We start from the raw sequence: 20,297 nt of genomic DNA, 5'->3' as shown, positions 1-20,297 counted from the left end.
CCGGCGGCCTGCCGACCCCACATCCACAGTGCTCTTCCCCTTCGCAGGAGACGCCAAGATGCGCAAACCACTGTCCGCCCTTTCGCTGGCCGTAGCGCTCGCCATTCCCGTGCTTTCGCTCAGCCTGCCCGCGCAGGCCGCTTCCACCGACCCCGCCCGCCCCAACATCCTGCTGATCGTCGCCGACGACATGGGCCATGCCGACCTGGGCAGCTTCGGCGGCGAGATCGACACCCCCAACCTCGACTCCCTGGCCGCCTCGGGCGTGCGCATGAGCAACTTCCAGGCCGCGCCGGCCTGCTCGCCGACCCGTGCCGCGCTGCTCACCGGCGTCGATCCGCACCTGGCCGGACTCGGCAACATGGCCGAGGAGCTGGCGCCCAACCAGGAGGGCAAGCCGGGCTACGAGGGGCACCTCAACGAGCGGGTGGTCACCGTCGCCTCGCTGCTCAGGGACGCCGGCTACAACACCTACCTGTCCGGCAAGTGGCACCTCGGCAAGAGCGAGGACACCGGCCCGGACGACCGTGGCTTCGAACGCTCCTTCACCCTGCTCAGCGGCGGGGCCAGCCACTGGCCGGACATGCGCCCCGCCTACGCGCCGACCCCGGATGCCAAGGCGCCCTATGCCGAGGACGGCAAGCTGCTGGACAAGCTGCCCGAGCGCTTCAAGTACTCGTCGCAGTTCTACGCCGACCAGATGATCGACTACATCGCCGCCGACAAGGACAGCGGCAAGCCGTTCTTCGGCATGCTCAGCTTCACCGCGCCGCACTGGCCGCTGCAGGCGCCGGACGAGGCCATCGCCAAGTACCGCGGCCGCTACGACGCCGGCTACGACGCGCTGTTCGCCCAGCGCCTGCAGAAGCAGAAGGAGCTGGGCCTGATCCCCGCCGATGCCGAAGGCGCGGCGCGGCCGCCCAAGGGGCGGGCGTGGGACAGCCTGACGCCGGAGCAGAAGCAGGTCGAGGCGCGGGCGATGGAGGTCTACGCCGCGATGATCGACCAGATGGACGCGCATACCGGGCGGGTCTTCGACTACCTGAAAAAGAACGGCCTGTACGACAACACCGTCGTGGTGTTCATCTCCGACAACGGCGCGGAAGGTCACGATCTCGACGAGACCTGGCCGGCCGAGCTGTTCCCGCAGATCCGCAAGGTGGTCGACGAGACCCACGACTTCAGCTACGCGCAGATGGGCCGCCCCGGCTCCTACACCCTGTACGGGCCGAACTGGGGGCGGGTATCGGCGCCGGCGCTCAGCCTGCACAAGGGCTTCGCCACCGAGGGCGGCACCCGCACCGCCGGCATCCTGCGCATTCCCGGCGTGACCAGGAGCGGGCAGGTCGTGCGCGAGCTGGTCACCGTCAAGGACTTCGCGCCCACCCTGCTCGAGCTGGCCGGCGTCAGGCATCCGGGCAACAGCTACCGGGGCCGCGCGGTCGAGCCGATGTCGGGGGTGTCGATCCTGCCGCTGCTCAAGGGCGAGAAGGTCGCCGAGCGGGTGCACGGCGGCGAGCTGTTCGGCAAGCGTTTCGTCCGCCAGGGCGACTGGAAACTGGTGCACATGCCCAAGCCCTGGGGCAGCGGCGACTGGCAGCTGTTCAACCTGCGCAGCGACCTGGCCGAGCGCCACGACCTGAGCGGCAAGCACCCGGAAAAGCTGGCCGAGCTGCAACAGTTGTGGGCACAGTACGCCCGCGACAACAACGTGATCCTGCCCGACCAGGTCAGCGGTTACTGAGGGCGACCAGCCGAGCGGGGCGGGGGCCGGCCCGCTCGGCTGCAGAACGAGAGAGACGGACGATGCGCGTGCGGATGATCCCGAGTCCCGGCCGGCGCGAGCGCTGGCTCGGCCTGCTGTTGCTGTTGTTGCCGCTGCTGACGCTGGCCGCGCCGTCCGCACCGCAGCCGCAGCTGGCCGACGGCTACGTCGAGCAGGCACGCTGCAGCGGCTGCCACGCCGCGGCGGCCAAGGCCTGGGCCGGCTCGCACCACAGCTGGTCGCTGCGCGCGGCCACGGCCGGCAACGTGCTCGGCGACTTCGCCGATGCCGAATACCGCGACGAGGCCGGGGTGGCCATGCGCTTCTTCCGCCGCGGCGAGCGCTTCTTCGTCAATGCCGAGGGCGAGGACGGTCAGCGCACCGACTTCCCCATCGCCTACACCTTCGGCTTCGCTCCGCTGCAGCAATACCTGATCGAACGTCCCGGCGGCCGCCTGCAGAGCCTGACCGTGGCCTGGGACAGCCGCCCGCGCGAGGCCGGCGGGCAGCGCTGGTTCTCCCTGTATCCCGGCCAGCGCTTCACTCCCGACGACGCCCTGCACTGGACCGGCCGCTACCAGAACTGGAACGCCATGTGCGCCGACTGCCACTCCGGCAACCTGAAGAAGGGCTACGACCCCGCCAGCGACAGCTTCCGCACCACCTGGAGCGAGATGGCGGTCGGCTGCCAGAGCTGCCACGGGCCGGGCGAGCAACATATCGCCTGGGCCGAGCGGCGCGGCGCGCCGGCGACGGACAAGCTCACGGCCGCCGACATGGGCCTGGCGGTCGACTTCCGCGGCGGCGGCCACGGCTACGAGGTGGAGCAGTGCGCGCGCTGCCACAGCCGTCGCGAGAGCCTGGGTGTCGGCAGCGCGCCCGGCCGACCGCTGCTCGACGCCATGCGCCCGACCGCGCTGTCCGCCGGCCTCTATCATGCCGACGGGCAGATCCTCGACGAGGTGTTCGAGTACGGCTCCTTCGTGCAGAGCAAGATGTTCGCCATGGGCGTCACCTGCCGCGACTGCCACGAGCCGCACTCCACCACCCTGCGCGCCGAGGGCAACGCGCTGTGCGCCGGCTGCCACAACCCGCAGGGCAACCCGCGTTTCCCCAGCCTGCAGAGGAAGCGCTACGACGATCCGTCCCACCACTTCCACCCGGCCGGCAGTCCCGGCGCGCAGTGCGTCAACTGCCACGCCCCGGCGCGCAACTACATGGTGGTGGACGCCCGTCGCGACCACGGCTTCCGCATCCCGCGGCCCGATCTGACCGCCAGCAGCGGTGTGCCGGATGCCTGCACTGGCTGCCACAAGGACCGTGATCCGGCCTGGGCGGCGCAGGTGATCGAGGAAAAGTTCGGCCAGCCCCAGCGCCCGCCGCATTACGGCACGGTGCTCGCCGCCGCGCGCCGCCACGACCCGCAGGTGATCGGCGAACTGGCCCGGTTGATCGAGGACCGCACCCGCCCGGCCATCGTCCGTGCCAGCGCCGCCGAACTGGCCGCCGGCTACGGTGCACCGCTGGTCGACAGCCTGCAGCGCGCGCTGGGCGACGCCGACGCCCAGGTGCGCATGACGGCGCTGCGCGGCCTGGAGGGCCTGCCGGCCGAGCAGCGCCTGGCGCGTCTGGCGCCGCTGCTCGACGACCCCAGCCTGGCGGTGCGCGACCAGGCCGCCCGCGCGCTGGCCGACCTGCGCGGCACGCCGCTGGAGGCGGACGTGCGCACGCGCCTGGACGCGCTGCTCGCCGATCTGGAGCCGCGTGTGGCGGCCAATGCCGACCTGCCCGGCGCCCGCCTCAACCTGGCCGTGCTGCGCGAGCGGCTGGGGCGTCCGGCCGAGGCCGAAGCCGACTACCGCATGGCCCTGCGCCAGGACGCCCGCTTCGCGCCGGCGCGGGTCAACCTGGCGCAGCTGCTGGCCGGCCAGCAGCGCCTGGCGGAGGCCGAGCTGCTGCTGCGCGCCGGCCTGGCCTTGGCTCCGCAAGGCGACGCCCTGGCCGACCAGGCCTATGCCCTCGGCCTGCTGCTGGCGCAGCGCGGCGAGGACGCGGAGGCGGTCGACTGGCTGCGCCGCGCCGCCGAGGCCCGGCCGCAGCGGCTGCGCGTCCACTACAACCTCGGCCTGCTGCTCGGCCGCCTGGGACGCATCGACGAGGCCAATGCCGCGCTGCTGCGCGGTCTCGAACTGGCCGGCGAGGACCGCGACCTGCTCTACGCGCTGGCCCATCTCAACTACCGTGCCGGCCGCTATCCGCTGGCGCTCGGCTACAGCGAGCGGCTGCTGCGCCTGCAGCCGCAGGAGGCCGCCTACCGGCGCCTGCAGCAGCGCATCCTGCTCGAGGCGCGGCAGGCGCCATGAGTTGGCAGTCAGGGGCAATCGCTTGGCAGTCAGGCACAAGACCCGTGGTCGGCGCGCATGGGATTAATGCCGCCGACGCCGGCCGCCCGTAGCCGGCACCGACCCAGAAGAACAGCGGAGTCTGCCCCCATGACCTTTTCCCCCCACGGAGTGCGCCGTGCGCCCCTCGCCATGGCGCTGGCCGCCGCCCTCGGCGCCGGCCTGGCTGCCGCACCGAGTCAGGCCTACGAGCTGTACAACCAGGACGGCAGCGTGCTGAACGCCGACCTCGAGGCGGTGTTCGGCGTGATGCACAGCGAGGAGAGCTACGAGCTCGGCTTCGGCAACCGCAGCGCCGGCAGCTCGAGCTGGCGCGAGGGCTACGTCAAGTACGGCCTGAGCGGCAGCCAGACCCTCGGCGGCGCCGGCAGCCTGTACGGCGCGTTCAACCTGCTCAGCTCCGGCACCTGGGGCGACGGCGACGCCGCCGGCTTCACCCTGGGCAGCGAGCGCATGACCGACATCGAGGACGCCTACCTCGGCTGGCGCTCGGGCGACCTGTTCCCGGCGCTCGGCGAGAACGGCGTGGACCTCTCCGCCGGCCGGCAGAAGGTGGTGGTCGGCGACGGCTTCCTGATCAACGGCGACTCGCTGAACTTCGGCGACGTCGACCTCGGCGCCGACTACGACCGCGGCGGAGCCTACTACATCGCCGCGCGCAAGGCCTTCGACCAGACCGCCGTGCTGCGCCTGGGCGGCGAGCAGGGCCTGCGCGGCGACCTGATGTGGCTGAAGTCCGACAACCGCGCGCAGGCCGAAACCGAGCTGGCCATCGCCACCCTCGAGCACGTCGCCGCGCCGGGCACCCTGGGCCTGACCTGGATCCGCGGCCTGGACGTCGAGGAGCGTTTCGCCAGCCCGCTGCAGGCCGAGCGCGACGACATGGACACCGTCAGCCTGCGCGGCGCCGGCTCCCTCGGCGTGGACAACCTCAACCTGGCCTTCGAGTATGCCAGCCAGGACAAGGACAGCGGCCGCGAGAACGCCTGGTACCTGGAAGGCAGCTGGACCTTCGCCGAGCTGCCCTGGGCGCCGACCGCCACCTACCGCTACAGCCGCTTCTCGGAGACCTTCGACCCGCTGTTCTACGGCTTCAACCGTGGCTACGGCACCTGGTTCCAGGGCGAGGTGGCGGCCAACTACGCCGGCCCGTTCAACAGCAACACCCAGGTCCACCACGTCGGCCTCAAGGCCACGCCGCTGGAGAACGTCACCGTCGGCGCGCTGTACTTCGACTTCGACACCCTCGACACCGACCTCGGCAATCTCGGCGGCCGCGAGCTGGACCTGTACGCCGAGTGGATGGTCAACGACCACCTGCTGATCAGCCCGGTAGTCGGCTTCTACCAGCCCGAGCGCAGCGCCGCCGAGGGCGGCACCCAGCTCGGCGGCGACGACACCAACGTCTACAGCCAGCTGATGGTGGTCACCTTCTTCTGACCCTGCGGGGCGGCGGCGAGGCGGTTGCCGCCCAGCCGATGGGCTGCCGTTGGGCGGCCCATTGCAACCGATGTCACCCTCTGGCCGGTCCGACCCGCGGCAACGGGCGGACCGGCCTTTTTTTCAGCGCCGCCGGGTGCGGTGCTAACCTCTGCGTCTTTTCCCGAGGAGATTCCCATGCTCGACGTTCTGATCGCCGGCGCCTCGCGCGGCATCGGCCTGGGGCTCGCGCGCGCCTGGCTGCAGCGCGGCGCGCGGGTGCATGCGCTGGCGCGCAATCCGGCCGCCTCGGCTGGGCTGGCCGAGCTGGCCGCGCAGTACGGCGACCGGCTGCAGGTGATCGCCGGCGACCTCACCGACCCGCACGCCGGCGCGCGGATCCTCGCCGCCCTCGGCGATGCGCGCCTGGATCGCGTGCTGCTCAACGCCGGCGTCTACGGGCCGGCGGCGCAGGACGTGGCCACGGCCAGCGAGGCCGAGATCGGCCACCTGTTCCTCTGCAACGCCGTCGCCCCGCTGCGCCTGGCGCGCGCCCTGCGCCCGCGGCTCAAGCCCGATGCGGTGCTGGCGGCGACCAGTTCGGTGATGGCCAGCCTGCAGCTCAGCCCCGGCGCGGAGATGCCGCTGTACGCGGCGAGCAAGGCGGCGCTCAACAGCCTGCTGCTGAGCTGGGCGGCGCAGCTGGGCGACAGCCGCGACTTCGCCCTGCTCGCCCTGCACCCGGGCTGGGTGCAGACCGACATGGGCGGCGCCGCCGCGCCGCTGACGGTGGCGGAGAGCGTGGCCGGGCTGGTGAAGGTGGTCGAGGCGGCGGCCGGCTCGCGCGACTGCCGCTTCGTCGACCACCAGGGCGAGACGCTGCCCTGGTAGCGGAGTGCGGGCTCACTGGCCGGCGGGCACCTGGCGCAGCGCCTGCCAGCGGCGGTCCAGCTCGGCCTTGAGCTTGGCCGAGGGGCTTTCCGCGAAGTACAGGTGGCTGCGCTGCGCCGGGTCGGGCAGCAGCTGCGGCTGGCGCTGGGCGAGCGCCTTCAGCTCCGGGGTGTCGGGCTTGAGGCTGCTGTAGAACCAGGTGGCCTGCGAGTTGCGCACCGCGTTGTCCGGGCGCAGCAGGAAGTCGATGAAGCGATAGGCGAGATCCGGGCGCGCGGCGTTGCTGGGGATCGCCAGCCCCTCCATGGCCAGCGGCGCGCCCTCGGCGGGCACCAGGAACTCCAGCGGCTGGTCGCTTCTGGCCGCCGCGCCGAGGGCGAGGCCGGCCCAGGCGCTGGTCACGCACAGCTCGCCGGCCTGCAGCGCCTCGACGTGGCGGGTGTTGTCGAGCACCCTGGCCTCGCGGCGCAGCGCCAGCAGCTGCTCGCCGGCGCGGCCGACCTGGCGCTGGCCGCTGCGCGCCAGGCTGCGGCCCTGGTAGGTGAACAGTACCGAGAAGGTCTCCTCCGGGGCGTCCTGCAGGCCGATGCCGCAGCCGGCCAGGCGCGCGCTCTGCTGCGGGTCGAACAGCAGGCTCCAGCTGGCGGTGAGCGGTGCGCCCAGCGCCGCCTCGGCCTTGGGCCGGTTCACCGCGATGCCGAGCATGCCCCACAGGTAGGGCACCGCGTAGCGGTTGGCCGACTCGAGGCCGGCGAGGGTGGCCTGCAGTTGCGGGTCGACCGTGCCGAGCTGGCTGAGCCGCGCGGGCTCCAGCGGCGTCAGGCGCTGTTCGCGGATCAGCGCCGGCAGCTGGAAGTGCGAGGGCACTATCACGTCGTAGCGCTCGCCGCGGCGCAGGGCGGCGTCCAGCTCGTCGGCGCTGGCGTGCACTTGGTAGTCGACGCGCACGCCGCTCTCGCGCTGGAAGTCCGCGAGAACCTCGGGGGCGATGTAGTCGGGCCAGTTGGAGACGCGCAGCACCTCCTCGGCCTGGGCTACGCAGGTGGTCAGGGCGATCGACAGCAGCAACGGCAGACGCTTCATGGATCCCTCCGGAAGTGGGTGGACAGGTGGATGGGCGGCCATTAGGAGCGCAACTCGCGGCGGCGGTCTTGCGCCTCGCTGCCGGATGCTTGCCTGTGCGTGCCGGATTTGCCCTGCCGTGCGTCGACCGGCATGCACGATCAACAGGTTGGCAGTCTCGGGCAAGGCAGCTCGCCGAGGGCTGTCTACTATCGAATGAGATCCGCAGGCCGCCACGGCGCCGCCTGTCGCCTTGTGCGTCCCGCGACGCAGCTACGTGCATTCATTCGGAGTCATCGCCATGTCCACCAGCACCCTGGTCGAGCCCCTGGAGCAGGTCAGCGCCTTCCTGCGCCGCCGGCATCTGTCCTTCATCGACGGCTGCAGCATCGCCGAGCACGCCGGCGAGGTGGTCGAGGTGTTCAACCCGGCCAACGGCGAGCCGCTCAGCCAGCTGGTGATGGGTGGCGAGGCGCAGGTCGAGCAGGCGGTGGCCTCGGCGCACCGCGCCTTCCGCTCCGGGGTGTGGAGCGGCCTGCGCCCGGCCGACCGCGAGCGCATCCTGCTGCGCTTCGCCGACCTGGTGGAAGCCCACGCCGAGGAGCTGGCCCAGCTGGAAACCCTCAACCAGGGCAAGTCGATCCACGTTTCCCGCGCCATCGAGGTCGGCGCCTCGGTGGAGTTCATGCGCTACATGGCCGGCTGGGCGACCAAGATCGAGGGGCAGACCCTCGACGTGTCGATCCCGGTGCCGCCGGGCACCCGCTACAACGCCTACACCCGCCGCGAGCCGGTGGGCGTGGTGGCCGGCATCGTGCCGTGGAACTTCCCGCTGATGATCGCCATCTGGAAGGTGGTCCCGGCGCTGGCCGCCGGCTGCACCATCGTCATCAAGCCGGCCGACGAGACGCCGCTGACCGCCCTGCGCCTGGCCGAGCTGGCCATCGCGGCGGGCATCCCGGCCGGGGTGTTCAACGTGCTGGTCGGCCGCGGCGCCAGCGCCGGCGCTGCGCTGGTCGCCCACCCCAAGGTCAGCAAGGTGTCGTTCACCGGCTCCACCGCGGTCGGCAAGCAGATCGGCACGGTGGCGTTGCAGAACATGACACGCTTCTCCCTCGAGCTCGGCGGCAAGAACCCGATGCTGGTGCTGGAGGATGCCGACCTGGGCAAGGTGATCGGCGGCGCGCTGCTCGGCGGCCTGCTCAACCAGGGCCAGGTGTGCGCCGGCGCCTCGCGCATCTACGTGCCGCGCGCGCGCTATCGCGACTACGTCGACGCCCTCGGCGCGGCGGTCGGCGGCATGAGCATCGGTGCGGGTATGGACCCGGCCGCGCAGATCAACCCGCTGGTGTCGCGCAAGCAGCAGACCAGCGTGCTCGGCCACCTCGACAAGGCCCGCGCGCAGGGCGCCCACGTGGTCACCGGCGGCGGCGCGCCGCAGCGCCCGGGCTTCTTCGTCGAGCCGACGGTGCTCGCCGGCGTCGACCACGGCATGGCCGCGGCGCGCGAGGAGATCTTCGGCCCGGTGCTGGCGGTGATGGCCTACGACAGCGTCGAGGAGGCGCTGGCGCTGGTCAACGACAGCCAGTACGGCCTGGCGGCCAGCCTGTGGACCAACGACCTGGGACGGACCATGGACCTGATCCCGCGGATCGAATCGGGCATCGTCTGGGTCAACAGCCACGTGCCGCTCGACCCCAACCTGCCGTTCGGCGGGGTCAAGCAGTCGGGCATCGGCCGCGAGTTCGGCCGCGGCGCGGTGGAGGCGTTCACCGAGCTGAAGTCGGTGTGCATCGCCTATTGAGGGATCGAACGGACAGCGCGGCTCCAGGGGCCGCGGTGACTCGGGAGCTGTAGGTACGGGTTGCTTGGAGCGTACGGGTTTCGTGCTAGGCACCCGCACGCTCAGCGCCCGGACCGCCACGGATGGCGGGTCGTTTGAGGTTCTTGTGTACAGACACGAGGTTGGCCCGCAACACCCCGGCAGCGGTGTTGCGGGCATTTTTTTGCGCGCCCGCCGGGTGCGCCGGAGTTGCGATGAAGAAGATTCTCACCCTGTGCGTCCTGCTCGGCCTGGCCGGCGGGGCGCAGGCCGACGAGGCGGCCTTCCGCGCCGCCCTGGCCCACGAACTGGGCAACCGCGCGCTGGCCGCCCAGGTGGTCGGCGCCCTGGCCGAGCACCACCGGGGCACGCCGCAGGGCCGCTTCTGGGCGGCCTACGTCGCCCTCGAACGCCACAACGCGCCGCGCTACGCGCCGGTGGCCGCGCGCCACGGCCTGGCCGGCGGCGGCCTGCTGGTCGACCTCAAGGCCTGGGGCTCGATCCGCTTCGCCCGGCTGTTCCCCGAGCGCTTCCTGGCCATGCTGGCCGGCGGCACCGCCAGGTACCTGGCCGAGATGCGCGCGCTCGCCGCGCCGGCGGCGGCCGAGGACGCCGCCTTCCTGCGCTACATGATCGCCCAGGAAGGCGTGCAGGCCACGGCGCTGGCGCACGCCGCCGCGCAGCGCTACGAGCAAGCGGCCGGCGCGCTGGAGGGGTTCGTGGCGCGGGAGGAGGAATGACCGACGGCGTCTGACGGTGCGCATGGCGCACCCTACTCAGGGTAGGGGGTGCCGCGCGCACCGGGTCACGTCACTCGCCCACGGCGATGCGCACGTGCTGCTTGCGCCCGGCCGACAGGCGCCACTCGCTGCCGTCGCCGACCAGCGGCTGGTCGGCGTCGCTCACCGCCACGCCGTCCAGGCGCAGGCCGCCGCCGGCGGCCAGGCGCCGGGCGGCGCTACGCGAGGCGGCCAGGCCGGCCTCCACCGCCAGCTCGGCCAGGCTCACCCCGGCGGCCAGGCGCGCGGGCGTGATCGGCAGGGTCGGCAGGCCCTCGGCGGCGCTGGCGCCGTCGAACACCCCGCGCGCTGCGTTGGCCGCCGCCTCGGCGGCTGCCGCGCCGTGGGCCAGGCGGGTGGCCTCGTTGGCCAGGACGATCTTCGCCTCGTTGAGCTCGGCGCCCTGCAGCGCGCCGAGGCGGCGCACCTCGGCCATCGGCAGTTCGCTGAACAGGGCGAGGAAGCGGCCGACGTCGCGGTCGTCGCAGTTGCGCCAGAACTGCCAGAAGTCGAACGGCGCCAGGCGTTCGGCGTTCAGCCACACCGCGCCCTGCGCCGACTTGCCCATCTTGCGGCCGTCGCTGGTGGTCAACAGCGGCATGGTCAGGCCGTACAGCTGCTGGCCGTCCTGGCGGCGCGACAGCTCGACGCCGTTGATGATGTTGGCCCACTGGTCGGCGCCGCCGATCTGCAGGGTGCAGCCGTGGCGGCGCGCCAGCTCGGTGAAGTCGAAGGCCTGCAGCAGGGTGTAGCCGAACTCCTGGAACGACAGCGAGTGCTCCAGGCGGCTGCGCACCGCGTCGAAGGTCAGCAGGCGGTTGACGCTGAAGTGGCGGCCGACGCGGTTGAGGAATTCCAGGTAGCCGAGGCCGTCCAGCCAGTCGGCGTTGTTCACCACCTGGGCGTCGCCGGCGCCGTCGCCCAGACGCAGGTAGCGGCGGAAGGCGCTGCCGATGCCGCGCATGTTGGCGGCGATGGTCGCCTCGTCGAGCATGGGCCGGCTGCTGTCGCGGAAGCTCGGGTCGCCGATGCGCGTGGTGGCGCCGCCGATCAAGAGCAGCGGCTTGTGCCCGGCGTGCTGCAGCCAGCGCATCAGCATCAGGCCCTGCAGGTGGCCGACGTGCAGGCTGTCGGCGGTGGCGTCGAAGCCCAGGTAGGCGGTCAGCGGGCCACGGGCGAGGGCGGCGCGCAGGCCGTCGGCGTCGGTGCTCTGGTGGACGAAGCCGCGCTCTTCGAGCAGGGCGAGCAGGTCGGTGTCGATCGTGGGCATTGCAGTCTCCTTGGGGGGAATGGCGAAACGCCTGAGGAGACTGTGGAGAAAACGATCCGGTCCGCCTCAGGCGGATCGGATGCGCGCACGCGCCTACCGCCTCGGTGAGGTGCGGTAATAGGCGTAATAGCGGGCGCGGGAATTGATTAACAGGTTCATGTTTTTCACTCTAGCACGATGCCGGTGGGACAAGGCAAGCCCCGCCGTTGCCGGGAACGGCAAGTGCAGGTCGCAGGCAGGCAAGTCCGGGAAAAATCCAGCCCCTAGCATGGGACTCATCGGTGGTTGGCAGAAGCTGCCGGGCAGGCTGCGGGGCAGATGGCCTGCCGGTGCGAGGGGGTAGACGCCGGCCACTGGCGATGGACGGTTGCGTTTCGTGAAAAGTGCAAGGCAAAGTGCGGAAAAGGCATTCTGCAAATTTGTTACGATGTTCATGATTCGTCCATCGGCATGCGCCGCCTGCGCGGCAGCCATGCAGGCGACAGCATCCGCAGTGATGCCGCTGGCCACGGGACCAGGTTCCGTGCCTTCACCCCTTGCGTCAGGAGTACCGCTCATGTCCCAGCAGCAGCTCGATCCGAAACAACTCGCCTTCCGCAATGCCATGGCGCACATGAGCGCGGCGGTGAACATCGTCACCAGCGACGGCGAGGCCGGCCGCTGCGGCATCACCGCCACCGCGGTGTGCTCGGTGACCGACACGCCGCCCACCGTGATGGTCTGCGTCAACCGCAACAGCGCGATGAACGCGGTGTTCAAGGCCAACGGCCGGCTGTGCGTCAACGTGCTGTCCGGCGCCCAGGAAGAGGCCGCCAAGCATTTCGCCGGGATGACCGGGGTGGCCATGGAAGAGCGCTTCGCCCTCGACCCGTGGACCACCGGCAGCCAGGGCCTGCCGGTGCTGGACGGCGCGCTGGCCAACCTGCAGGGGCGCATCGTCGAGACCCAGGAGATCGGCACCCACTCGGTGCTGCTGGTCGAGCTGGACGACATCCACGTGCGTCCGGAAGGCGACAGCCTGGTGTACTTCAGCCGCGCGTTCCGCCGCGTCGAACGCGCCGCCTGAGCCCCGCGCCGCGTGCGGCGCAGCCACAGGATCAACGGAAAGGCCGCTGGTGACAGCGGCCTTTCTGCGTTTGAGGGCGGCGATAACCACCCCGTCAGGCCCTTGCAGAACAACCGTCGTGCCCGGCTGCCGCAACCGGGGTGGACAGTGCCAGCACGCGCGGCAGCGGGTCGCCCCGTTGCACGAGCGGTTCCGCTGGGCCTGGAACGCAGGAAGCCGGCCCGGGGGCCGGCTTCCTGCGGAGCGGAGGGTTACTTCAGCCCGGGAATCTTCCAGCCGTCGACGTCGTACTCGCTCATGCACTTCTGCGACAGTTCGCGCATCTTCGCCATCTGGCCGCTGGCGCGGGCGGCGCCCAGGCACTGGATGCGGATGGCGTCGGCGGTGCCGGCGTAGTTCAGCTCGTACAGGTGGTGGCGGCCGCCGAACTCGGTGCCGATGGCGTCCCACATCAGCTTCATGATCTTGATCCGGTCGGTGTGCTTGATGTCGCCGGAGCCGCGGCAGTAGCGGGCCAGGGCGGCGTCGAGTTCCGGGTTCTGCAGGTCGACGTGGCTGCCCGGCAGGTAGATCAGGCCGCTGGCCGCGGTGGTCTTCACGATGTGGAAGATCTTGTCGTAGGCCATCGGCGCGAAGGTGCGGTAGTTGAACGCCGACTCCACCGGCGGCAGGTAGGCGCCGCTCTTCCACTCCTCGGCGGCCAGGCACATGTGCTCGGTGATCGACCAGAACAGGTTGCGCCAGGCGACCACCTCACCCAGGTCGGCGCTCACGCTGCGGAAGTCGATGGCGCCGGTGCATTCCAGTACCTGCTCGAGCAGGCCGGCGAGGAAGTCCAGCTTGACCGCGAAGCGGGTGCAGGCCTGCAGCGGGTAGAGGCGACCGAAGCCGGCGGCGAAGCCCCACTGCATGAGCTTCTGCTTGTCCTTGTAGATCAGCACGTCTTCCCAGGGGATGAACACGTTCTCGAGGATCAGGATCGCGTCGTTCTCGTCGAAGCGCGAGGACAGCGGGTAGTCGAACGGCGAGGCGCTGTCGGTGGCGTTCTTCTCGTAGGACACGCGGGAGATCAGCCTGACCCCCTTGGCGTTCATCGGGGTGATGAACAGCAGGGCGAAGTCCGGATCGTCGCCGATTTCCTGGGCCGCGGTCTGGCCGATGAAGTTGTAGTGGGTCAGCGCGGAGTTGGTGGCCACCACCTTGGCGCCGTTGACGTAGATGCCCTCGGCGGTCTCGCGGGTGACGTGGACATAGACGTCCTTGACCGTGTCGCTCGGCTTGTTGCGGTCGATCGGCGGGTTGACGATGGCGTGGTTGAGGTACAGGCAGTTTTCCTGGATGCGCTTGTACCAGGTCCGCGCGTTGCCTTCGAAGCGGCCGTAGAACTCCGGGTTGGCGCCCAGGGTGTCGCCGAAGGCGGCCTTGTAGTCGGCGGTGCGGCCCATCCAGCCGTAGCTCATGCGCGCCCATTCGGCGATGGCGTCGCGCTGCTCGAGCATCTCCTCGCGCGAGCGGGCGTAGCGGAAGAACTTGTGGGTGTAGCCGCCGTTGCCGGTGTCGGTGGCCCAGCACAGCTTGTCCTTGGTTTCCGGGACGTGCAGGGCGTCGTAGAGGGAAGCCACGGTCTGCGCCGAGTTGCGGAACGCCGGATGGGTGGTGACGTCCGCGACGCGTTCGCCGGCGTAGTAGACCTCGCGACCGTCGCGCAGGCTGGCGAGGAATTCCTCGCCGGTGAACGGGCGACCGGCTTGCTGGATGTGGCTTTCGGGTTTCATGGGCACGCTCTCTCGATTCTTGTAGTGGCTGACTACGGCTGAGGCGCGGAGGTTAAGGGAAGCGGGCGGCGGCGCCTGTCCCCTGAAAATGGGGACAGCCGGTGGCCGGTGCGGTCAGGCCGCTACTGGCACAGGGCGAACAGCTGGGCGCGGCTGGAGATGCCGAGCTTCTCGTAGGCGCGCTTGCGGTAGGTGACCACGCTGTTCAGCGAGACGCCCAGTTCGTCGGCGATGATCTCGTTCTTCTTGCCCTGCAGCACCGCCTGGCAGACCTGCTGCTCGCGGTGCGAGAGGAACGCCAGCGGGCCCTGGGCGAGCATCTTCTGGTTGATCTGGTAGTGCTTGACGATCAGGGCGCTGAGCAGGCGCGCGGCGCCGGTTTCGTCCTCGGCAGCGTGGAACACCTCGCCGAAGCTGCCGCTGCGGCGGTACAGGTTGAGGTAGTAGTTGCCCGCCGCGTGGCCGCGGATGATCGACAGCTTGTCCTTGAAGCCGGGTTCGTCGAAGAACCGCCGGCGGTAGGTCGGGCCCATCTCCGGGCTGAGGTGGTGCAGGTGCAGGACGTGCAGCGCGCCCGGCGGGCTCTCCTTGAGCAGGGCGAAGTTGGGGTCCTGCATGTAGCGGCGCTCGCTGATGTAGGTATGCGCCAGGGTGCGCGCCGACTCGTCCTCGGCGAAGTCCTTGTACAGCAGGGTGGAGACGCTCTTGTCGGCGGAGCAGAAGAACAGCATGCACTGATCGGCGCCCAGGGCGACGCGGACCCAGTCGAGCAGGCGGTCGAGGAACGTCTCCTCGCCGAGGCTGTCGACCAGGTTCAGCAGGTCGGCGGAGGGCAGCCAGTCGGTCGCCGGCTGGCCGGTCGGGGATGCGGTCATGTCGTGCGTTCTCGTTCGCCAGATGGGCCTTGGTGGGCAAGTGTAATCGCCGCGCGGCCGAGCGGCAGCGCCCGGGCCGCGAGCAGAACCTGCAGGCGCTGGTGCGCCTGATCCTCGCCGGGGTGCTGCGCCTGGCCGAGCAGCTCCCGCGTTTGCCGCGCGACGGCGGGGCTGGCCAAGCGTGCGCGCAAGGGTTAACATGTTAATCATGTGCTGCCGTCCCCGGCGCCCCCGGGTGCCGAGCCCCCTTCGGGACGGCAGCGTTTTCTTCGCCGATGCTGCCAAAGTGGCGTAGCCCGCCGCAGGAGGCGCCATGAGTCCATCTGCCGCTCGCCAGTGGCCCGCGTCCGTGCGGGCGCTGCAGCACGTCAACTTCCGCCTGTATTTCGCCGGCCAGGGGGTGTCGATCCTCGGCAGCTGGATCCAGCAGGTCGCCCTGGCCTGGCTGATCTACCGGCTGACCGGTTCGGCGGCACTGCTCGGCGTCACCACCTTCGCCGCGCTGTTGCCGCAACTGCTGGTCGGCCCCTTCGCCGGCGCCTGGGTCGACCGCCGCGACAAGCGCCGCCTGCTGATCGGCGTGCAGGCCCTGCTCGCCGTCCAGGCCCTGCTGCTTGCTGCGCTCACCGCGCTGGAATGGATCGGACCGACGCTGATCATCGCCATGTCGCTGCTGCTCGGCGTGCTCAACGCCTTCGACACGCCGCTGCGCCAGGCGCTGATCGGCAGCTTCGTCGGCAGCCGCGACGACCTGCCCAATGCCCTGGCGCTCAACGCCATGCTGTTCAACGCCGGACGCTTCGTCGGCCCGCCGCTGGCCGGCGTGCTGCTGGCGCTGACCGGCGAGGCCTGGTGCTTCGCCCTGAACGGCCTGTCGTTCCTCGCCCTGCTGGTCGGCCTGCTGCTGATCCGCGTCGAGGCGCCGAGCCGGGCCAAGGGTTCGATGGGCGCGGTGTTCCGCGAGGGCCTCGCCTACGTGTGGGGCAACCAGGGGGTGCGCCTGCTGATCGTCAGCCTGGCGATGGTCAACATCACCGCCTCCAGCTACGCGGTGCTGCTGCCGGTGTTCGCCAAGGACGTGTTCGGCGGCGATGCGCAGACCCTCGGCTGGCTGTGGGGCGCCGCCGGTTGCGGCGCCTTCCTCTCCACCCTGTTCCTCGCCACCCGCCAGGCGCTGCCCGGGCTGGTGCGCGTGGTGCAGGTCGGCGCGGTGCTCGGCGCGGCGGCCCTGCTGGCCTTCGCCGCCAGTCAGACGGTGCCGCTGGCGCTGCTCGCCATGGCGCTGCTCGGCTTCGCCATCTCGGTGGGCAACGTCGGCATCAACATGCTGCTGCAGAGCCTGGCGCCGGAACACCTGCGTGGCCGGGTGGTGGCCTTCTTCACCTCGACGCGCTTCGGCTTCGACGCCATCGGCGGCCTGCTCGCCGGCCTGCTGGCCGCGCGCATCGGCGCGCCGCTGACCCTGGCGCTGGAGGGCGGCGTGCTGCTGCTGTTCTGTATCTGGTTGCTGGGGCAGCGTCGCGTGCTGCGCCAGCAGGTGCGCGCTGACCTGCAGGGTCAGGCCGCGCTCTGAGGAACCTGTCCACGCCGGCGCGTGGACAGGTTCGGCACGATTCGGGGGTGCGACCCGAGCGGCGATGGAGTCAGGTCGGTTGCCCCGCCTGAGGCTCTCGCCATTGTTTGCCCCGGCATGTCCTGCATGCCGGGGCTTTTTTTGCCCGTGTGACGCTGCGGCCGGTCTAGACGCTCTCGTCCTCGTCGCTGCCTTCCACCGCCATGTTCAGTTCCTTGATCTTGCGGGTCAGGGTGTTGCGCCCCCAGCCGAGCAGCTGGGCGGCGTCGCGGCGGCGGCCGGCGGTGTGCTTGAGCGCGCTCTCGATCATCACCCGCTCGAAGGCGGGCAGGGCGGTGCCGAGCAGGTCGGTCTGGCCGCGGGTCAGCGACTGCTCGGCCCACAGGCGCAGGGCCTGCTCCCAGCTGCCGCCGGCCGGCACTTCCTGCGGCTGCTGCAGCAGCTCCGGCGGCAGGTCGTCGATGTGCACCTCGCGCCCGGAGGCCATCACGGTGATCCAGCGGCAGGTGTTCTCCAGCTGGCGCACGTTGCCCGGCCACGGCAGGCTCTGCAGGTACTCCTCGGTCTGCGGCTTGAGCACCTTGGGCTCGACCGCCAGTTCCTGGGCGGCGCGGCCGAGGAAGTGGCGGGCCAGCGCCGGGATGTCCTCGCGGCGGTCGGCCAGGCGCGGGATGTGGATGCGGATGACGTTGAGGCGGTGGAACAGGTCCTCGCGGAACTTGCCGGCGCGCACCAGGTTCTCGAGGTTCTGGTGGGTGGCGGCGATGATCCGCACGTTGACCTTGACCGGGGTGTGGCCGCCGACCCGGTAGAACTCGCCGTCGGCCAGCACGCGCAGCAGGCGGGTCTGGGTGTCGGCCGGCATGTCGCCGATCTCGTCGAGGAACAGGGTGCCGCCGTCGGCCTGCTCGAAGCGCCCGCGGCGCTGGTTGGCCGCGCCGGTGAAGGCGCCCTTCTCGTGGCCGAACAGCTCGGACTCCATCAGGTCCTTGGGAATCGCCGCCATGTTCAGCGCGATGAACGGCGCGCTGGCGCGCGGGCTGTGGCGGTGCAGGGCGTGGGCGACCAGTTCCTTGCCGGTGCCGGACTCGCCGTTGATCAGCACGGTGATGTTGGAGTGCGACAGGCGACCGATGGCGCGGAACACCTCCTGCATCGCCGCCGCCTCGCCGATGATCTCCGGCGTGCTGGCCATCTCCTCGGGGCTGGCCAGCGCCTGCTGCTCGCGGGCGTGCAGGGTGGCGCGCTTGACCAGCGACACCGCCTCGTCGACGTCGAACGGCTTGGGCAGGTACTCGAAGGCGCCGCCCTGGTAGGCCGCCACCGCGCTCTCCAGGTCGGAGTGGGCGGTCATCACGATCACCGGCAGGCGCGGGTACAGGTCGCGGATCTGCGCCAGCAGGTCGAGGCCGCTGGTGCCCGGCATGCGGATGTCGGAGAGGATCACGCTCGGCTGCTCGAGGCTCAGGCGGTTGAGCAGGCTGTCGGCGTTGTCGAAGCTCTGGCTGGGTAGGCCGGCCTGCTGCAGGGCCTTCTCCAGGACCCAGCGGATCGAGCGGTCATCATCGACGATCCAGACGGTATCCGGTCGGTTCATGGGGTCGGTGCTCCTTGTTCAAGCGGCAGAAACAGCGAGAAGACCGTGCGGCCCGGCTGGCTCTCGCATTCGATCAGCCCCTGATGCTGGTTGAGGATGTTCTGGGCGATGGCCAGGCCCAGGCCGGTGCCGTCGGCGCGGCCGCTGACCATGGGGTAGAAGAGGGTGTCCTTGAGTTCCGCGGGGATGCCCGGGCCGTTGTCGATCACCTCGATGCGGCACACCAGGCGATGGCGATGGTGGCCGATGGTGAACTGGCGCAGGGTGCGGGTGCGCAGCAGGATGCGTCCCGGCGCGTGCGGCGGTTTCTGGCCGAAGATCGCCTGCATGGCGTTGCGCACCACGTTGAGCAGCGCCTGGATCAGCTGCTCGCGGTCGGCCAGCAGCTCGGGGATGCTCGGATCGTAGTCGCGCTCGAGGGCCAGCCGACCCTGCGTCTCGGCCTCGACCAGGCTGCACACCCGCTCAAGCACCTCGTGGATGTTGGTCGCGGTCAGCTGCGGCAGCTTGTTGGAGCCGAGCATGCGGTCGACCAGGTTCCGCAGACGGTCGGCCTCCTCGATGATCACGTTGGTGTAATCCTTGAGGCTCTCGTCGGGCAGCTCGCGCGCCAGCAGCTGCGCGGCGCCGCGGATGCCGCCGAGCGGATTCTTGATCTCGTGGGCCAGGCCGCGCACCAGCAGGCGGGTGGTCTCCTGCTTGGCCAGCTGCGCCTCTTCCTTGGTGATGCGCATGAGGCGGTCGCGCGGGTGCAGTTCGAGCAGCAGCAGGGGGCCGCGCAGGCCGGAAATCGGCGTGGCGGCGTAGTCGACGGTCAGCTGCTGGCCGCTGGCCGACACCAGCTGCGCCTCGCGCTTGGTGAACGGATTGCCGCTGGCGACCGCCTGGCGCAGGGCGGACAGACCGTCCGGGCTCTCGCTGCACAGTTCGGTGATGAACTGGCCCTGGCTGCGCTGGCCGCTGAAGCCGAGCAGCATCTCCGCCGCCGGGTTCATGTACTCCAGGCGCAGTTCGGCATTCAGCAGAATGACCGCGGTGGTCAGGTTGTCGAGCAGCAGGCGCTGCAGTGAGTCGTAGGCCATGGCAAGCATGTGCTCCTGTAGGTGCACCGTTACTGCAAAAAGCGCGCCACTGATTGCAGGACGCTGCGGAGCATGGCCATGCTGCTTTTTTGTGCATCGGCCGGTGCTGCGCCTGGAGGCGGCGGGGCCGCGTCGCGCAAGGGCTGCGTCGCGGCTGCGGCGCTGCCGGGTGGGCACCGGTGGAGGAGGGGTGGGCCCTTGCGCGGGCCTGGTGGCGCGCCCCGGCGGCGCCACGGCGGCATCTGAGTATAGTGTGCAGGATATCTGTCTGCACCATTTTGGTGCTGAGTGCACAGGGGTGGCGCAGCCCTGGTTCGTTCCTGGTGCAGGCGGCGGCGCCTCGCGCGATGCTCAGGGCGGCGACGGCGCCTCCAGGCGCAGCGGCTGGCTGGGGGTGCGCTCGACGATGCGTCCGGCGCCGTCGATGATCTCCGCGGCCAGCTGGTGGTCGCCGGCGGGCAGGTCGGCGAGGGCGAACACCGGGCTGCGCCCCGGCTCGCCGAGCGGCTGGCCGTCCAGCAGCAGGCGATAGCGATGGTCGCCTTGCAGGGCGGGCTCGCTCTCCAGGCTGACCAGCAGGCCGCCGGTGCTGTGGATCACCGCGCCGGGCAGGGGCAGGCCGATGCGCAGCAGCAGGTAGGGCGGCAGCGGGGCGACGGGTGGCAGGACGGGCGCCTCGGCGGCGGCCGGCGGCCCCAGTTCGAGGCGCTCGGCATTGGCGCGGCGCGGCTGGTCGGTGAACACCCGGTTGCCCTCGGCGTCCAGGTAGGTGTAGACGCCGGCATGGGCGGACAGGCTGCCGAGCAGCAGTGCACAGGCGACGCAGGTCAGGCGCATGGGAGTCCTTGTGGCGGGATGGCGGCGTCAGCCTTGCATTCCCGCGTGCGCCTGGCAAGCGGCGGGCCGGCGTGCTGTGCGC

16 protein-coding genes are annotated in these 20,297 nt (G+C 70.8%); 8 read left to right on the top strand and 8 right to left on the bottom strand.

Going from position 1 to position 20,297, the window contains the following annotated elements; all coding sequences use genetic code 11:
- The first annotated feature begins 58 nt into the window (after positions 1-58).
- The 4 genes from BLT78_RS14705 to BLT78_RS14690 all read left to right on the top strand — a co-directional run bounded on the left by BLT78_RS14705 (position 59) and on the right by BLT78_RS14690 (position 6,477).
- The gene (locus tag BLT78_RS14705) at positions 59-1,744 is read left to right on the top strand and encodes an arylsulfatase (RefSeq protein WP_090349684.1); all 1,686 of its coding nucleotides are present in this window, start codon (positions 59-61) and stop codon (positions 1,742-1,744) included.
- Positions 1,745-1,806: 62 nt separating this feature from the next.
- The gene (locus tag BLT78_RS14700; RefSeq protein WP_231975636.1) at positions 1,807-4,128 is read left to right on the top strand and encodes a cytochrome c3 family protein; all 2,322 of its coding nucleotides are present in this window, start codon (positions 1,807-1,809) and stop codon (positions 4,126-4,128) included.
- A 171-nt stretch (positions 4,129-4,299) separates the two neighbouring features.
- The gene (locus tag BLT78_RS14695) at positions 4,300-5,607 is read left to right on the top strand and encodes an alginate export family protein (protein WP_090349683.1); all 1,308 of its coding nucleotides are present in this window, start codon (positions 4,300-4,302) and stop codon (positions 5,605-5,607) included.
- Positions 5,608-5,784: 177 nt separating this feature from the next.
- Positions 5,785-6,477: an SDR family oxidoreductase gene (locus BLT78_RS14690; RefSeq protein WP_090349682.1), complete on the top strand. Its 693-nt coding sequence runs from the start codon at positions 5,785-5,787 to the stop codon at positions 6,475-6,477.
- A gap of 12 nt (positions 6,478-6,489) precedes the next feature.
- Here the strand turns inward: BLT78_RS14690 and BLT78_RS14685 are convergent, their stop codons facing one another.
- Positions 6,490-7,560, bottom strand: a complete 1,071-nt coding sequence (locus BLT78_RS14685; protein ID WP_090349681.1) for an extracellular solute-binding protein — start codon at positions 7,558-7,560, stop codon at positions 6,490-6,492.
- A 280-nt stretch (positions 7,561-7,840) separates the two neighbouring features.
- Between BLT78_RS14685 and BLT78_RS14680 the strand changes: the two genes are divergently transcribed.
- Both BLT78_RS14680 and BLT78_RS14675 read left to right on the top strand, forming a co-directional pair.
- The gene (locus BLT78_RS14680) at positions 7,841-9,343 is read left to right on the top strand and encodes an aldehyde dehydrogenase family protein (RefSeq protein WP_090349680.1); all 1,503 of its coding nucleotides are present in this window, start codon (positions 7,841-7,843) and stop codon (positions 9,341-9,343) included.
- A gap of 233 nt (positions 9,344-9,576) precedes the next feature.
- Positions 9,577-10,101 carry a hypothetical protein gene (locus BLT78_RS14675; RefSeq protein ID WP_090349679.1) on the top strand — a complete coding sequence of 175 codons (525 nt, stop codon included), beginning with the start codon at positions 9,577-9,579 and terminating at the stop codon, positions 10,099-10,101.
- 70 nt (positions 10,102-10,171) lie between these two features.
- Here BLT78_RS14675 and tyrS read toward each other — a convergent pair whose 3' ends face one another.
- Complete coding sequence (tyrS, locus tag BLT78_RS14670) at positions 10,172-11,410, bottom strand: tyrosine--tRNA ligase (protein ID WP_090349678.1); 1,239 nt, start codon at positions 11,408-11,410, stop codon at positions 10,172-10,174.
- A 93-nt stretch (positions 11,411-11,503) separates the two neighbouring features.
- On the bottom strand, positions 11,504-11,920 hold the full coding sequence (locus BLT78_RS21455; RefSeq protein ID WP_157719550.1) for a hypothetical protein: 417 nt from the start codon (positions 11,918-11,920) through the stop codon (positions 11,504-11,506).
- A 46-nt stretch (positions 11,921-11,966) separates the two neighbouring features.
- On the opposite strand from BLT78_RS21455, the gene hpaC reads away from it, so the two are divergent.
- Positions 11,967-12,476, top strand: a complete 510-nt coding sequence (gene hpaC / locus BLT78_RS14665) for a 4-hydroxyphenylacetate 3-monooxygenase, reductase component (protein ID WP_090349677.1) — start codon at positions 11,967-11,969, stop codon at positions 12,474-12,476.
- A gap of 251 nt (positions 12,477-12,727) precedes the next feature.
- On the opposite strand, the gene BLT78_RS14660 is transcribed toward hpaC, so the two are convergent.
- Both BLT78_RS14660 and BLT78_RS14655 read right to left on the bottom strand, forming a co-directional pair.
- Positions 12,728-14,251, bottom strand: a complete 1,524-nt coding sequence (locus BLT78_RS14660; RefSeq protein WP_090349676.1) for a 4-hydroxyphenylacetate 3-hydroxylase N-terminal domain-containing protein — start codon at positions 14,249-14,251, stop codon at positions 12,728-12,730.
- 122 nt (positions 14,252-14,373) lie between these two features.
- Positions 14,374-15,126, bottom strand: a complete 753-nt coding sequence (locus BLT78_RS14655; protein ID WP_157719549.1) for a helix-turn-helix transcriptional regulator — start codon at positions 15,124-15,126, stop codon at positions 14,374-14,376.
- A 313-nt stretch (positions 15,127-15,439) separates the two neighbouring features.
- Between BLT78_RS14655 and BLT78_RS14650 the strand changes: the two genes are divergently transcribed.
- Entirely contained in the window at positions 15,440-16,699 is a 1,260-nt protein-coding gene (locus BLT78_RS14650; RefSeq protein ID WP_090349674.1) for an MFS transporter, read from the top strand.
- 166 nt (positions 16,700-16,865) lie between these two features.
- Here the strand turns inward: BLT78_RS14650 and ntrC are convergent, their stop codons facing one another.
- The 3 genes from ntrC to BLT78_RS14635 form a co-directional block, all read right to left on the bottom strand.
- Complete coding sequence (gene ntrC, locus BLT78_RS14645) at positions 16,866-18,296, bottom strand: nitrogen regulation protein NR(I) (RefSeq protein ID WP_090349673.1); 1,431 nt, start codon at positions 18,294-18,296, stop codon at positions 16,866-16,868.
- Positions 18,293-19,378 (bottom strand): nitrogen regulation protein NR(II), encoded by a 1,086-nt coding sequence (glnL, locus tag BLT78_RS14640; protein WP_090349672.1) that lies wholly within the window; start codon positions 19,376-19,378, stop codon positions 18,293-18,295. Before glnL ends, ntrC begins: the two co-directional genes overlap by 4 nt.
- Positions 19,379-19,729: 351 nt before the next feature.
- Positions 19,730-20,215 carry a DUF4124 domain-containing protein gene (locus BLT78_RS14635; protein ID WP_090349671.1) on the bottom strand — a complete coding sequence of 162 codons (486 nt, stop codon included), beginning with the start codon at positions 20,213-20,215 and terminating at the stop codon, positions 19,730-19,732.
- Positions 20,216-20,297 lie beyond the last annotated feature (82 nt).

This window comes from Pseudomonas oryzae, assembly GCF_900104805.1.
Lineage (GTDB): Bacteria > Pseudomonadota > Gammaproteobacteria > Pseudomonadales > Pseudomonadaceae > Geopseudomonas > Geopseudomonas oryzae.
The sequence above is the reverse complement of the archived record's forward strand: the minus strand, read 5'-3'. Positions and strand labels throughout refer to the sequence as shown.